The organism is Myxococcus sp. CA051A, from assembly GCF_013336705.1.
GTDB lineage: Bacteria > Myxococcota > Myxococcia > Myxococcales > Myxococcaceae > Myxococcus > Myxococcus llanfairpwllgwyngyllgogerychwyrndrobwllllantysiliogogogochensis.
The window spans coordinates 353,265-368,329 of the sequence record NZ_JABUMS010000001.1 but is presented as its reverse complement, the minus strand read 5'-3'; the positions used below and the strand labels follow the sequence as shown (position 1 = coordinate 368,329).

11 protein-coding genes are annotated in these 15,065 nt (G+C 68.4%); 6 read left to right on the top strand and 5 right to left on the bottom strand.

Annotation, left to right across the window (positions count from 1 at the left end; genetic code table 11):
* Positions 1-20: 20 nt before the first annotated feature.
* Positions 21-1,646 carry a transcription termination factor Rho gene (gene rho, locus HUA74_RS01450; protein ID WP_174453115.1) on the bottom strand — a complete coding sequence of 542 codons (1,626 nt, stop codon included), beginning with the start codon at positions 1,644-1,646 and terminating at the stop codon, positions 21-23.
* Positions 1,647-2,230: 584 nt separating this feature from the next.
* Here rho and ligA point away from each other — a divergent pair.
* The 6 genes from ligA (at position 2,231) to HUA74_RS01420 (ending at position 10,876) form a co-directional block, all read left to right on the top strand.
* On the top strand, positions 2,231-4,255 hold the full coding sequence (gene ligA, locus HUA74_RS01445; RefSeq protein WP_174453114.1) for an NAD-dependent DNA ligase LigA: 2,025 nt from the start codon (positions 2,231-2,233) through the stop codon (positions 4,253-4,255).
* Positions 4,256-4,267: 12 nt separating this feature from the next.
* Entirely contained in the window at positions 4,268-4,555 is a 288-nt protein-coding gene (locus HUA74_RS01440; RefSeq protein WP_174453113.1) for an acylphosphatase, read from the top strand.
* Entirely contained in the window at positions 4,552-4,995 is a 444-nt protein-coding gene (locus tag HUA74_RS01435; protein ID WP_141645932.1) for a DUF3052 family protein, read from the top strand. Before HUA74_RS01440 ends, HUA74_RS01435 begins: the two co-directional genes overlap by 4 nt.
* A 553-nt stretch (positions 4,996-5,548) precedes the next feature.
* A complete protein-coding gene (locus HUA74_RS01430) occupies positions 5,549-8,323 on the top strand; it encodes an Rne/Rng family ribonuclease (protein ID WP_174453112.1) in 2,775 nt (924 codons plus the stop codon).
* Between the two features lie 695 nt (positions 8,324-9,018).
* Positions 9,019-10,401 carry a YhjD/YihY/BrkB family envelope integrity protein gene (locus HUA74_RS01425; RefSeq protein ID WP_371745488.1) on the top strand — a complete coding sequence of 461 codons (1,383 nt, stop codon included), beginning with the start codon at positions 9,019-9,021 and terminating at the stop codon, positions 10,399-10,401.
* A 124-nt stretch (positions 10,402-10,525) separates the two neighbouring features.
* Positions 10,526-10,876 (top strand): HU family DNA-binding protein, encoded by a 351-nt coding sequence (locus HUA74_RS01420; RefSeq protein WP_141648560.1) that lies wholly within the window; start codon positions 10,526-10,528, stop codon positions 10,874-10,876.
* Positions 10,877-10,882: 6 nt separating this feature from the next.
* Here the strand turns inward: HUA74_RS01420 and HUA74_RS01415 are convergent, their stop codons facing one another.
* From HUA74_RS01415 to HUA74_RS01400, 4 genes are read right to left on the bottom strand one after another with little or no spacing between them, the layout of a single operon-like run.
* Positions 10,883-12,958 (bottom strand): flagellar biosynthesis protein FlhA, encoded by a 2,076-nt coding sequence (locus HUA74_RS01415; protein WP_174453111.1) that lies wholly within the window; start codon positions 12,956-12,958, stop codon positions 10,883-10,885.
* Positions 12,955-14,004: a flagellar biosynthesis protein FlhB gene (locus HUA74_RS01410; RefSeq protein WP_174453110.1), complete on the bottom strand. Its 1,050-nt coding sequence runs from the start codon at positions 14,002-14,004 to the stop codon at positions 12,955-12,957. Before HUA74_RS01410 ends, HUA74_RS01415 begins: the two co-directional genes overlap by 4 nt.
* Positions 14,001-14,795, bottom strand: a complete 795-nt coding sequence (locus HUA74_RS01405; RefSeq protein ID WP_141648563.1) for an EscT/YscT/HrcT family type III secretion system export apparatus protein — start codon at positions 14,793-14,795, stop codon at positions 14,001-14,003. The genes HUA74_RS01410 and HUA74_RS01405 overlap by 4 nt, the downstream gene beginning before the upstream one ends.
* On the bottom strand, positions 14,792-15,061 hold the full coding sequence (locus HUA74_RS01400) for a flagellar biosynthetic protein FliQ (RefSeq protein ID WP_141648564.1): 270 nt from the start codon (positions 15,059-15,061) through the stop codon (positions 14,792-14,794). Before HUA74_RS01400 ends, HUA74_RS01405 begins: the two co-directional genes overlap by 4 nt.
* Between the last annotated feature and the right edge of the window lie 4 nt (positions 15,062-15,065).

Genomic DNA, 15,065 nt, shown 5'->3' with positions numbered 1-15,065 from the left:
ACCCTCCGATGGGCGGTGGCTTACCGGTTCATCGAGCCGAGGAAGTCAGCGTTCGTCGGCGTCGGACGCATGTGCTTGAGCACGAACTCCATCGCATCGATGGGAGTGAACGGGTGGAGCACCTGGCGCAGCGCAGTGATGCGCACGAGATCGCCCGGCGACAAGAGCAATTCTTCCTTGCGCGTGCCGGACTTGTTGATGTCCAGCGTCGGGAAGATGCGCTTCTCCATCAGCTTCCGGTCCAGGACGATTTCGGAGTTACCCGTGCCCTTGAACTCCTCGAAGATGACTTCGTCCATGCGGCTGCCGGTGTCGATGAGCGCGGTGCCGATGATGGTCAGCGAGCCGCCTTCCTCGATGTTGCGCGCGGCGCCGAAGAAGCGCTTGGGCTTGTGCAGCGCGTTGGCGTCCACGCCGCCGGAGAGAATCTTTCCGGACGCGGGAACCACCGTGTTGTAGGCGCGCGCCAGACGGGTAATCGAGTCGAGCAGGATGCAGACGTCGTACTTCTGTTCGACGAGGCGCTTGGCCTTGTCGATGACCATCTCCGCCACCTGCACGTGCCGCGTGGCGGGCTCGTCGAAGGTGGAGGAGACGACCTCGCCCCGCACGCTGCGCTCCATGTCCGTGACTTCTTCCGGGCGCTCATCCACGAGCAGCACGATGAGGTACACGTCCGGGTGGTTGCGGCTGATGGCGTGCGCGATGTTCTGCAGCAGCACCGTCTTGCCGGCCTTCGGCGGCGCGACGATGAGGCAGCGCTGACCCAGACCGATGGGGCAGAACATGTCGATGATGCGCGTGGTCATCTCCGACGACTCGTGCTCCAGCTTGAGCTTGCGCGTCGGATACAGCGGCGTGAGGTTGTCGAACAGGATGCGCTCGCGCGCCGCGTCCGACATCGGGTCCGTGAAGTTGACCTTGTCCACCTTCTGGAGCGCGAAGAAGCGCTCGCCCTCGCGGGGCTGGCGGATGGGGCCCGTCACCGTGTCGCCCGGGCGCAGGTTGAACCTGCGCACCTGCGACGGAGACACGTAGATGTCGTCCGGGCTGGGCTGGTAGTCGCTGTCGGAGCTGCGCAGGAAGCCGAAGCCGTCGCTGAGCATCTCCATCACGCCTTCGGCGTGGACCTCGAAGCGCTTGTCCGCGATGCCGCCGAGCAGCGCGAAGATGAGGTCCTGCTTCTTCAGACCCTGGTAGTTCTCGATGCCCACGTCGTGGGCCATCTTGGACAGGTCCGTGATCTTCATCCGCTTCAGGTCATTGAGCTTGATGACCTGCATCGGCGCGCCGTCGCGGCTGACTTCCGTGATCGCGGGCGCGTCGGGGACCTCCGGCGCGGGAGGCAGCGTGGCCGCCGGCGAATCGTCCTCTCCAGAGGAAAGACGCGCCTCCTGGATGTCGTCGTCGCGGACGGGACGGGAAATGGGGGTCAGGACCGGGCGGGGCGGCTCGGCGCTCACCTCGGCCTCCGGCTCCGCGCTGACTTCCTCGTCGCGGCGGGGGCGGCGGGTGCGGGAGGGCTTCTCGGTATCTTCCCTTTCGGCGGTCTTCGCCGCCGCGCGCTTGCGACGGGGCTTGTCGTCGGCCTCGACGGGAACTACGACGTCGGCGGCCTTCTCTCTCGAAGTACGGGCTTTGCGCATGTCTGGAACGCTTGGGGATTGGTGGGGTGCCCGAGGACTCGGACGCTCGATTGCCGGGGGAGATTCCGCGCGGCCTCGGAAGCACCTTCCAGGAGGACAGCCCTACCGGAATCCCTGAACGGGACTGCGCGGGCGCGGGCCGGTGGTTTGGGGAAGAGATGGCGCCGTCGAAACTCCTGCGCCAATGAACCGCGCGGGGACGTTATTGACCCCCTCCTGGCCTGTCAAGGCATCTTGAGGCCTTTGGCACGGACTCTTCCTCCTGGAGCAACAGGAGCCCGTCGCCAGACATTTCCACCGTCACCAGGGACACTTCCGACCCGGGGACCAGGACCCGCGAGGTTGCTTCGCGGCCCGTGAGCCCTCGCAGGTGCCATCCCGGGCATCCCCGCACGACGCCCGGGTGCCAGGTCCTCCCGGGCCCTCACCCCCGGCGCGATTCACAGCCTACGTGCCAGGGCGTCCTCGAGCGGGTGGGCCCGACGTCCGGGAACGGGCTCGACGCGATGTCGGGGGGACGCTCTAGATTGCGCGGCATTGGACACGCCCTCGCAGGGGGCGATTTGGGGTAAGGACCGCCCACCGTGGACGACTTCAAGACCGCAGAAGCACGAGCCCGCGAGCTCCGTCGTGAGCTGGCCCACCACAACCACCGCTACTACGTGCTCGACTCGCCGGAGATCAGCGACGCGCAATACGACACGTTGATGCGCGAGCTGCAGGCCTTGGAGGAGAAACACCCCAGCCTCCAGACGCCGGACTCCCCCACCCAGCGCGTGGGCGGCAAGGCGGCCGACGAGTTCGGCGAGGTGGTCCACCGCGTCCCCATGCTCTCGCTCGCGAACCTCTTCGAGGACGAGGGGCTGGTGGAGTTCGACGAGCGCGTGCGCAAGCTGTTGGGCCAGCCTGGCGTCACCTACGTGTGTGAGCCCAAGCTGGACGGACTCGCCATCGCCCTGCGCTTCGAGAAGGGTGTCTTCGTCCAGGGCGCCACGCGCGGCGACGGCACCACGGGCGAGGACGTCACCGGCAACCTGCGCACCATCCGCAGCCTGCCCATGGAGCTGTTCCCGCTGGACGACGTGAAGGTGCCCGCGCTGCTGGAGGTGCGCGGCGAGGTCTTCATCCGCAAGGCGGACTTCCGGAAGCTCAACGAGAAGCGGGAAGAGGAAGGCGAGCCGCTCTTCGCCAACCCTCGCAACGCGGCGGCCGGCAGCCTGCGCCAGTTGGACCCGAAGGAGACCGCCGCGCGCCCCCTCTCCGTCTATCTTTACGAGTGCGTCCCCACCGAGGGCGTGCCCGCCTTCAAGTCCCACATCGAGAAGCTCGAGTACTTGAAGTCGCTGGGCCTGCCCATCAACCGCTACGTGCGCGCCGAGGGAATCGACGGCGTGCGAAAGGCCTATGACGCCTCCCTGAAGGGCCGCCATGAGCTGCCCTTCGAGGTGGACGGCATGGTGGTGAAGGTGGACGACGAGGACCAGCGCAAGCGGCTGGGCCAGGTCTCCAAGAGCCCCCGCTGGGCGGTGGCCTACAAGTTCCCTCCGGAGGAGGAGTCCACGGAGGTGCTCGATATCGGCATCCAGGTGGGCCGCACCGGCGCGCTCACCCCCGTGGCGCACTTGAAGCCCGTGAAGGTGGGCGGCGTCACCGTGGCGCGCGCCACGCTGCACAACGAGGACGAGTTGCGCCGCAAGGACGTGCGCAAGGGCGACACCGTCTTCGTGCGCCGAGCTGGAGACGTGATTCCGGAGATCGTCTCCACGGTGCTCTCCAAGCGCCCGGAGAACTCCCAGCCCTTCGAGTTCCCCAAGCACTGCCCCGTCTGCGGAGCCGCCGCGGTGAAGGACGAGGACGGCGCGGTCATCCGCTGCACGGGCGCGTCCTGCCCCGCGCAGTTGGTGGAGAAGATCCGCCACTTCGCCAGCCGCATCGCCATGGATATCGAAGGCCTGGGCGACAAGCTGGCCGCGCAGCTGGTGGCCACCGGCACCGTGAAGACCTTCGCGGACCTGTACAGCCTCACCAAGCAGAAGCTCCTGACGCTGGAGCGCATGGGCGACAAGAGCGCGGACAACCTCCTGGAGTCGCTGGAGCACTCCAAGGGAACCACCCAGCGCCGCTTCCTCTATGCGCTGGGCATCCGACACGTGGGCGATGCGACGGCCAAGGCGCTCGCGGAGGGATTCCCGGATGTGCGCCAGCTCTTCGAGGCGTCGCTGGACGACATCACCCGGGTGAAGGATGTGGGCCCCGTCATGGCCCAGGTCATCCACGCCTTCTTCCAGGAGCCCCAGAACCGGGAGGCCATCCTCGCCCTGCTCAACGCCGGGGTCTCCCCCGCCCCGCCCCAGGTCAGCACGGGCGGCCCCTTCGTCGGAAAGACGGTGGTGCTCACCGGCTCGATGACAGGTATGACTCGGGACCAGGCCAAGGAGGAGGTGGAGCGTCGGGGTGGGAAGGTGGCCGGAAGTGTCTCGCGCAAGACCGATTTCGTGGTGGCCGGGGACGATGCCGGCACCAAGCTGAAGAAGGCCCAGGAACTCGGGGTAAGAATCCTGGACGAGCAGGCGTTCCTGCAGCTGTTGCAGACGGACGTCAGAGGGTGAGGCATTCGGTCCATGAGCAGCACGCGGCGGGCAACGCTGCGCATCCAGGGCAAGGTGCAGGGCGTCTTCTTCCGGGAGAGCGCCCGCGTGGAGGCCACGCGCCTGGGTCTCGTCGGCTGGGTGCGCAACCGCTCGGACGGCTCCGTGGAGGCGGTGGTGGAGGGTGAGCCTGGAATGATGGAAGAATTCATCCGCTGGTGTCACCGGGGTCCGTCCCAGGCGCGTGTCGAAAGCGTCGGGCGCACGGACAGCGAGGCCACTGGCGAGTACAGTCACTTCATCGTGGAGCGCACATCATGACGCCCTACGCGCTGGCATCCCTGCCGGCCATGCTGGGCATCCGGGCCGGTTCCAAGGTCTCCGTCATCAACCCGCCGCGCGGCTTCGTGCAGAAGCTCAATCCGCTGCCGGACGGGGTGGAGTTCCTCATCACCGCGGTGACGGGCCTGGATGTCATCCTCTTCTTCTCCCAGGACGCGCAGGAGCTGGTTCAGCGGCTGCCCGCCCTGGCGCGCGCCATGGCCCTCACCGGCGGTATCTGGGTCTGCTGGCCCGGTGGCGAGGGCGTGAAGACGAACCTCTCCGAGGACTTCGTGCGCCAGGCCGCGCTGGATATCGGCCTGGTCGACAACAAAATCTGCGTCATCGACTCGACGTGGACGGGCCTGAGGCTCGTGCGCCGGCCGCGTGGGCGACTGGACAAGCCGTCAGGCGGCAAGCAGGCCCCCGCCCAGGCCTGAGAACCTGCCAGGGAGGCGTCCGGCATCTGCCCGACAGTGGATGGATGCCGTTTCTCGGCTTTACACGTGTGCCGGGGGCGTGGAAAACTCCCCGTGTTTCTGGGCGCTTGTGTGACACTCCGCATTGGCGAAGGTCACGCCCAGTCGTGAATTTTTGACGGGTTGCGTTCCCGGATACCTCCGGGCGCGTCGGCTGCGCCGGGGCTCCAGTCGCCCCCCCAAGGTGACCCACTGAAGGGCACCGACCGGGTGTGGAAGGAAGGAGCGGGCGGCACGCGCGTGGTGGAGGACCTCGAACGCGGTTGAAGACAAGGCTCCGCCCGGCAGGGTGCCGGTCGCAAAGCGGAGCGACTAAATTCGGAGGAGCAGGCGGTGGTCCCCTTGGCCCTCGACAGCGTGACGCGAGCCGTACCCGGACAGACCGGGAAGGCCGTCCTGACTGGAGGGCCACCGGAGGCCGCCTCTCCCTTCGCAGCGTGCTCGGAGGCGCGGCGTCTTGCCGCCTCCCGTCCGGTGAGGTCCGCCCTACCGCGCGCGCGTCCAGGATTCGTCCATGAGCAGCATCCTCGTCATCAACGCCGCGGGTCGGGAGACCCGCGTGGCGCTCGTCGAGAACGGGCACATCGCGGAGTTCTACCTCGAGCGTAAAAAGGACAAGGGCGTCGTCGGAAATATCTACAAGGGCCGCGTGGTCCGGGTGCTCCCCGGCATGCAGGCGGCCTTCGTGGACATCGGCCTGGAGAAGGCCGCTTTCCTCTACGTCAGCGACGTCGTCTATGACCCGGACTTCGCCCGGGCCCAGTTCGAGCTGACGGAGGGAGAGCACGAGGACGCCCCCGACGTGCCCACCGAGTCCGAGGCCGATGCCGCCGAAGAAGCGGCACGGGACGCGGGTCCGAGCGTGGACGTGGAGGCGGAAGCGGCGGATCTGGCCGGTGAGGACCAGGCCCACCGCACCGAGTCCCTGCCGCGCGACACCATCATGGAGCTGGCGGCGACCGCGCCGTCCATCGAGGTGCCGTCAGCCCCCACCGAGGCCCCGGGCGGTGAGTCGGTCGAGGAGGCCCCCGCGGCCGCCGCCGAGGCCACCGTGACGGTGGTCGCGACCGAGGTGACCGTGTCCGCCGAGCCAGCGGCGCCCGTCGTGGAGACGGCGTCCGTGGCCGTCGCGGTGCTCGAGACGTCCCCGACGGAGGGCACGTCCGAGGCTTCCCCCGAGTCCACGCCCCTCTCCGACGAAACGGCCACCGCGTTGGCCGTGGCGATGATTCCGCCCGAGCCGCCGCCGCACGCGGCCACCGCGCTGAGCGAGCTGATTCCTCCTCCGACGGGTGAGGAGGCGGCCGTCGCCGCGCGTCCCGCCGAGGTCTCCGGAGAGCGCCGCGCCCCGCGCGAGGCCCGGGAGGCGCGTGAGCCGCGCGCCCGCGAGAAGGAGAAGGACAAGGGCCGGCACAAGCAGGACGACAAGCGCCGGGACAAGCACGACGAAGGCGGCGGCAAGGAGAAGGTCAAGCAGCGCCGGACGGACAAGATCGAGGACTTGCTGAAGGTGGGCCAGGAGGTCGTGGTCCAGATTTCCAAGGACCCCATCGGCACGAAGGGCGCGCGCCTCACCTCGCACATCTCGATTCCCGGCCGTCAGCTGGTGTTCATGCCCACGGTGGACCACGTGGGCATCAGCCGCCGCATCTCCAACGAGAAGGAGCGCCGGCGCCTGCGGGAAATCGTGGACCGGCTGCGGCCGCCCGGGACGGGCTTCATCGTGCGCACGGTGGCGGAGAACGTGCCGCAGGAGAAGCTCGAGAGCGACATCCGGTTCCTCATCGAGGTGTGGAACCAGGTCGTCCGCAAGAACGAGAAGCGGGGCGGGCCGGGCCTCTTGCATCCGGACCTGGACCTCATCCTGCGCGCCACGCGCGACTTGTTCGCGCACGACGTGGAGAAGCTCGTCGTGGACGACCGTGAGGAGTACGAGCGCATCCTCGGCTTCGTCACGGCGCAGGACCCGGCGCTGCGGGACAGGGTGGCGCTGCACGAGGGCGACGACACCGTCTTCGACGCGTACGGCATCGAGCAGGAGCTGCAGCGCGCCACGCAGCGCAAGGTGTGGCTGAAGAGCGGCGGCTACCTCATCATCGATCAGGCCGAGGCGCTCACCGCCATCGACGTCAACTCGGGCCGCTACGTCGGCAAGAAGAGCCTCGAGGAGACCATCACCAAGATCAACGTCGAGGCGGCCAAGGAGATCGTCTACCAGCTCCGGCTGCGCAACATCGGCGGCATCATCATCTGCGACTTCATCGACATGGAGAAGGCGCAGAACCGGGACAAGGTCTTCAAGTCGCTGCAGGAGGCGCTGGGGCGCGACAAGGCGAAGACGAACGTGCTGCGCATCTCCGAGCTGGGTCTCGTGGAGATGACGCGCAAGCGCGTGCGCGAGTCCATTGGCCGGGTGCTGCACGAGGACTGCCCGTACTGCGACGGCAACGGCTTCGTGAAGACGGCCACCACGGTGGCGTACGAAATCTTCCGCGAGATTCGCCGGGAGGCGCCGGGCTACAAGGACTCCACGCTGGTCATCAACTGCAACGCGGAAGTGGCGCGCCTGCTCCAGGGCGAGGAGCGCAACGAGCTGCGGCACTTGATGGACCGCTACAACAAGTCCATCCAGGTCAAGGCGCAGCAGAACTACCACCGCGAGCAGTACGACATCTACGGACGCTCGGCCACGGGGCCGGAGCACAAGGTGGCGTCGTCACCGGGCTCGGGTGATGGCGAGCTTGCGATGCAGCATCGCAAGCCGGACAGCGGTGGCTTCGGACGCCAGGACCAGAACCGCCGAGGCGGTGGCAGGGACCGGGACCGGGGCGGCGACCGGCGAGATGACCGCGGCGGCGGCAGCGGTGGCGGCGGTGGTAGTGGTGGCGGCGGTGGCGGCCGACGCCCGGAGCGTGGCGGCGACCGTCCTCGCGGAGACCGGAGCGGCGAGCGCGGCGAACGTGGTGGTGAGCGCGCGGACCGTGGCGGCGAGCGTGCGGACCGTGGTTCTGAGCGCGGCGGCGAGCGTGCGGACCGTGGCGGCGAGCGCGGCGAACGTGGTGCTGAGCGTGCGGACCGTGGTGGTGAGCGCGGCGAGCGTGCCGACCGCGGTGGTGAGCGCGGGGAACGTGCGGAGCGCGGCGAACGTGGTGAGCGCGGCGAGCGTCGCGGTGAGCGCGGCGGTGGCCAGGGTACGTCCGGAGGAAGTGGCGGCGAGAGCGGTGGCGGCGGCTCGACGCCTCCGGCTTCTGGTCAGGGCGGCTCGGACCCCTCGGGCGGCACGACCTGATGCTTCACGGTGGAGTGGGTGATGCCATCGCATCCCCACCCCATCGAACCCTCACCTCGCTGAGGGGTGAGGGTTGAGATTGGCGCCGCCCTCTGTCCCGAGGGCGGCGCATCCCGCGCTCGAAGCCAGGGCGGGTTCGAGAGCCAGCAAGGTCTCATTCGCCAGAGCCAGTCGCTTGCGCCCGGCCTCGCCCAAAGGCGGGCAGGAGTCTTCACGCAAGGCTTCGCCAGGCCAGCGCCCAAAACTCCCCTGAGGCATCTCGCCAAACCGGCGCCAGGTATCCGGGCAAGCCTTCCCCCACCAAGGTCCACGGCGCGTCGGTGACAGGGTTCGAACCTGGCACCGGGTCTTCCGTCGTGCCCCCCGGAGCCACGCCTTCGCGGCCGAGGCACCTCACCTCCGACTCGAGGGCCATGAGAGCGGCGGCCTCACGTCCTGGCCATACCCTTGGGGCCGGGCGGGGATGTCGGGCGGTGTGCCCCAGTCACCCTCGTCACTGGGGTGGGCTGGCCCAGGAGGCTCGGGTTTGACTAGCCTTGCCGCTCCATGTCGCGGAGCGTCGTCGACGTCCCTGCCCCACTTCCGTTCCGGATGACCCTCATCTCCGCTCCGCTCCAGACCTCCTGTCGCCGCCCCCTTCTCCCCTGCCTTCGAGGGGCGCGCCCCTTCGTGGGCTGGCGTACCTGAGAGCGGCCGTGGCCCAGACTCCGCTTTCATGGCTGCGAAACACCCGAGACCGGGCACGAGCCTGGGCGTTGCGCGTCTGGGCCCCCATCGAGGGCACTCCGGTGGGCCGCTTCGCGACGGACACCGTGCTCGCCGCGAGGACCGTGGGCCAGGGGTTTCGGGGAGAGAACCTCCGGCTTCGCGCGGCCGCCCTCACCTACATCAGCATGTTCTCGCTGGTGCCCCTGCTGACGGTCGGCCTGGTCCTGCTGAATGCCTTCCACCAGGACCGCTTCGAGGAACGGCTGCGCTCCGTCGTCCGCGAGCTGCTCGCACCAGGCGTCCAGGAGAAGTCCGCCGCGGTGCTCAACCGGCTCCTCGACCAGAGCAACTCCGTGGCCATCGGCAGCATCGGCTTCCTGGCCATCCTCCTGTCCGCGGGCTCGCTGCTGCGCCACATCGACGGCGCGGTAAACGAGCTGTGGGGCATCCGCCGCCAGCGCCCGTGGGGCATCCGCCTGCTCATCTACGCCGGCCTGTTGCTGCTGGGGCCCATCTTCCTGGCCGCTTCCTTCACGGGGACCCGGGCGGTACGAGGCGTCTTGCAGAGCCTGCCGTATCCCGGAGCCTTCATCGCCCTGGGCACCACGCTCGTCGCGGTGGTGGGGCTGACGATGCTGTACTTCTGGACGCCCTATGCGCACGTCCGGGTGCGCTCCGCCCTCGCGGGAGGACTCGTCGCCGGGCTCGGGTGGATGGTCGCCAAGTCCCTCTACGCCGAGTTCGCCGCACGGAGCTTCCGCTACAACCTGCTCTATGCCTCGCTGAGCGCCCTTCCCCTCTTTCTCGCCTGGGTCTACGTGAGCTGGCTGCTGCTGCTCTTCGGCGCGCGGCTCTCCTACGCCGTCGAGCACACCGCCTTCCGCGACTCCCTCTTCGCGTTCGGCACCCACCCCCGGGCCCATGAGCTGGTGGCCTCCCGCATCGCCCAGGAGACCACGCTGACGTGGGTGGATGGGGGGCCTGCTCCCACGCCCCGCGAGCTGGCGACCCGGCTTCGCGTCCCCGAGTCGCTCGTCCACGAAGTCGTGGACCGCATGGAGGCCGCGGGGCTGCTGGAGCGCCAACGCCGGGGAGGACTGCGGCCCGCGAGGGATCCAGCCTCACTCACCCTCGCGGACACCACCCTCGCCGTGCACGGGGTGATGATTTCCGGAGGCGCGGATACCTGGGATGGACCGCGAGCCGCGGGCTTCGAGCAGGTGGAGCACTTCTTCCAGGAGGCGGACTGCCTCGGCGTCGAGCGCCTGCGTCAGACACGGTGGACCGACCTGGTGGTCCCCTTGCGGCCCGGATTGGCGGACACGGCCCCTTCTGCCCCCACCAAGGTGGCGGCAGGCGGAAATCCGTAAAGTTTCTAGGTGGTTGGGAGTCCACCCTGCTTGCAGTGCCGGCGCGTTCTGTTATGTTTTCCTGATTCACCACGGGCCAGAGTGCCCTGTCGCCAAGGGGTCACCGGGTTTGCGGGAGCGTCCGATGCTCAAGTCCGATCTGATCAACATCCTCGTGGCCAAGCGGGGCGTGACGCAGAAGCAGGCTGAGGCCACCATCGAGACGATTTTCGAGTCGATGAAGGATGCCCTCTGTCGCGGTGAGAACATCGAGATTCGCGGCCTCGGCGCCTTCCACGTGAAGAACTACCAGGGCTACCAGGGACGCAACCCGAAGACGGGTCAGGTCATCCCGGTGAAGCCCAAGCGGGGCCTGCTCTTCCGCACGGGCAAGGAGCTGAGGGACCGGGTCAACCGTCCCGCCCCCCAGCAGGCCCAGAGCGACTTGCCTTCCCCCGAGAGCAAGAGCCCCGGCAGCACCGGCACGGGCCTCTGAGTCGACTCAGGACCCCATCGGCACGGGCGAAAGCCTGCCGATGGGACGAATCTGAAGGGCGCCGTCCAGCTCCCCATAGGTGAGCACGGCCACTTCCGGAAACGCTCCCTCGCAAAGCCTTCGCAGTGACCGCCGGACGTCTGGCGCGGTGAGCAGCACCGCCCTTCCTCCTGTCGCCACCTGTCGGACGCCTTCCAGGATTTCCGCCACCCGGTCCGGGTCTGGCGCGGGTCCCCGAGGTCCGGTGGACCGCAGGATTTCTTCCACCTCCGGGTCCACGAGGTACGCATACAGCGGCCCGGTGGGCGCGAACTTGTGACTGAGGTAGCGGCGCAGGGCCTGACGACAGCGCTCGGCGAGCGCGGAGGCGTCTCCTTCCGTGGTGGGTGAGACGAGCGCCTCCAGGATGGCTCGCAGGTCTCGAATGCTGACGCCTTCCTGGAGGAGCTTTCGCAGCACGTCCGCCAGCAGCGGCAGAGGGACTTTCTGCAGCGCTTCCTTCACCAGCATGGGAGCACGAGTCTCCAGGCCATCCAGCAGCCCCTGGACATCCTGAAGGCCCAGCAGGTCCGCGGCCCGGCTCCGCAAAACGCCTCTCAGATGGTCCGCGAGCAGTTCCTCGGGCCGCAGGACCGGGACCTGGGCGAGTTCCACGGGTCCTCGCCCCGCTTCAGGGACGCGGCTGATGGTCCTGCCCGTCGACGGTTCCACCGCGGCCTCCGCCTTCACCTGGAGGAACGCGAGTTCGTCGGGAGGCGCCATCGCATAGAGCACGCCCACACTCAGCTGCCCGCCTCCCGCCGGCACCTCGTCCACCAGGATGCGGTACTCCCCGGTGCCCAGGTAGGCCGCCTGGGTCCGCACCCGGATGCCAGGGATGCGCACGCCCAGCTCGAAGAAGAGCTCGTCGCGCACGGCGTTCAAGGTCTGGTGCACGAAAGCCCCAGCCGCCGACTCCGCCAGCACTGTCAGGTCCGGCGCGAGGTCAAGCGTGAGAGGAGACACTCCCACGGGCACCACGGCGCTCTCCGGAGCAGCCCCCGCCTTCTCCTCGGCTCCTTCCTTGGACCCCGTCGCACCCCCGCCGCGCGTCGCAGCGCCCTCTCGGGGCAGTCCTCGCTGCAGGACGCGCCCGAGTCCCACCAGTCCCGCCGCCAGCAGCAAGAAGGTCAGGTGCGGCATGCCCGGCATCAACGCGAGCGCCACACACAATCCCGCCACGACCCAGAGTGTCCGGGCCTCACCGAAGAACTGCGAGCCAATCTCCGAGCCCAGCGAGTCCTCCTCCCGCTCCGACGCCACCCTCGTGACGACGAGTCCCGCCGCCACGGTGATGCACAGGGACGGCACCTGGGACACGAGGCCATCTCCGATGGCGATGAGCGCGAAGGTCGCCGCGGCCTCCGAGAACGTCATCCCTCCCTGCAGGACGCCGATGAGCGAGCCGCCCAGCAGGTTCACCGCGACGATGACGAGGCCCGCGATGACGTCTCCCTTCACGAACTTCATCGCGCCATCCATGGCGCCGAACATCTGAGACTCCCGCTCCAGGTCCCTCCGCCGCTTCCGTGCCTGGGCCTGGTCAATGGCCCCCGCTCGCAGGTCCGCGTCGATGGACATCTGCTTGCCCGGCATCGCGTCCAGGGTGAAGCGCGCGGACACCTCCGCGACACGCTCCGCGCCCTTCGCCACCACCAGGAACTGGACCAGCGAAAGGATGGCGAACACCACGCCGCCGACCACGTAGTCTCCTTGGACGACGAACTCACCAAACGCCTGGATGACCTCGCCCGCGTGCCCCTCCGCGAGCGCCAGCCGCGTGGACGAGACATTGAGCGCCAGTCGGAACAACGTGGTGAACAACAACAGCGAGGGAAATGACGTCACCTGCAGCGCGTCCCTGGCCCTCAACGACGCCACCAGCAACGCCACCGCCGCCGCCAGGTTCACCGCCAACCCCACGTCCAGCAGCCACGCCGGCAGGGGAATGATGAGCGCCCCCAGCACCGCCGCCATCGCCACCGCCAGCACGAGGTCCGACGAGCTTCGCGCCTTCACCAACCACTTCGCGAACACCTTCATGAGGTCTGTCTCCGGGGGACACCGTCCGCGTCCCGCGACTCCATCGCCGTGCGCAAGACGACCGCCGCGGCCTGGTACAGCTCTTCGGGAATGGGCTCCCCGATGTCGTAGTGGATGAGGCTTCTCGCCAACGGAATGTCTCGGACCACCGGCACTCCAAGCCGCTGGGCCTCCTCCCGAAGCATCAAGGCGTCCTCCTCCCGGGCCTTCGCGACGAGGTAGGGCGCCTCACACTCCCGCGCGTCGTAGCGAAGCGCGACCGCCAGATGCGTTGGATTGACCACCACGGCAGTGGCTTTTTGCACCCCTCGTGCCGGCCCCCCTTGAGCCAGCTGCCGGTGCAAGGCCCGACGCTGTCCCTTGTGCCGTGGGTCCCCTTCACTCTCCTTGTGCTCGCGCTTCAGCTCCTCGCGACTCATCATCAGCTCGCGCACGTGGCTCCGCCTGGCGAGCACGTAGTCTCCAACGCCGAGCACGAGCAGCACCCAGGCCACGCGGCGAATCAGCTCCGTGAGTTGCTCCAGCATGAGTGGCAGCCCCTCACTTCCGGCCAGCCAGGCGGTGCGCAGCGCATCCGGCCCCACCGACTCCACCTCGCCCCAGACAAGAATCGCCACCACCCACACCACCAGCAGCGCCTTGCCCAGCTCCTTCAACGGTCTCACGCTGAAGAGACGCTTCAGTCCGGAGGAGAAACTGACGTGCTCCAGCTTCGGCGCCACATGGCTCGGGTTCACCTCGAATCCCACGGTAGCCACGGAGACCGCCAGTGACGCCGCGAACGCGCCTCCCAGCACCGGCGCACTCAGGCGCACGAAAATCCAGAGCCCTTCCTCCCAGGCGCCCTCCGGCTGCTGCACCAGGAACAGCCGCGATGTCCACTCCTGGAGACGCTCGAACATCCCCGGGGCGCCCGAGATGAACCCGAGCACTCCCCCCAACATCACCGCGCTGGAGGACAACAGCCGGCTGCGGGGAATCTGCCCCTTGCGGCGCGCCTCACGCAGGCGTCTGGCCGACGGCAACTCCGTCTTCTCTCCACTCATTGGGCCAGCTTCCCCAGCAAGGAGAGCGTGCCCTCCGTGGAGAGGACCTCCGCCAGCAGTCGCTCACACAGCATCCCGATGCCCAACCACAGCACCACGCCGCCCCCCAGGATTCGCAACGGAGCCCCCAATTCCTGCAGGTTCACCTGCGGCGCCGCGCGCGATGCCAATGCCAGAAAGCAATCCACCGTCAGCATCGCGGCCGCCATCGGTGCGCCCACCGCCAGTCCCGTGGCCAGCGCGCCGCCCGCGAGCACGACGAGATGCAACGTCGCCGCTTCCGTGGGCACGAAGGCCCCCAGCTTCACCACGCCAAAGCCCCGCACCAACGCGCCGAAGACCAGCGGAGCCACAGCCCCCGACGTCACCAGTCCCACCAGCAGATGATAGAGCCCTTCGCCCGTGGCCGACTCCCGACTCCCTGCCAGCGGAAGGCTGGCCTCCGCGGACGTTCCGCGAAGCAGGTCGATGAATCGCCCCCCCATTCGCGCCGCATCGAACGGCAGCGCCGCGACCAGCCCCACCGACACCCCGTAGGCCAGCTCTCGCAACACCCATCCCCCCAACTCCAGCGACGAAGTCACGGGCTCCGCCAGTCCAACGCCACCTTCCGCCCGCAGGAAGAGCGAGAGCGACAACACCAAGCCCAGCCGCACCGTGGTGGGCGTGGCCTGCCCTCCCAACAGCGGACACAGGAAGGCCACGGGCAGGAGCCGTGCGGCACACAGCGCCACGGCGACCGCGTCCGGGCCCAGCGCCTCCAGGTGGGCGCGCAGCAACTCCAGGCTCACGCCGACACCTCGGAGATGAGCATCAGGAGCTGCTGTGTGAATCGCGTCAACTGCCCGGCGATCCACGGCCCGGAGAGCACCAACGCCACCACCGCCGCACACAGCTTCGGCACCACCGATAGCGTGCTCTCCTGAAGCTGCGTCGTCGCCTGAAAGAGACTCGACAGGAAGCCCACCAATAGGCTGGCCCCAATGGGTGGCAAGGACGCGAGGACCATCAACAGCAAAGCCTCACGCCCCAGGGTCAACAACACATCCTGGGTCATCGAG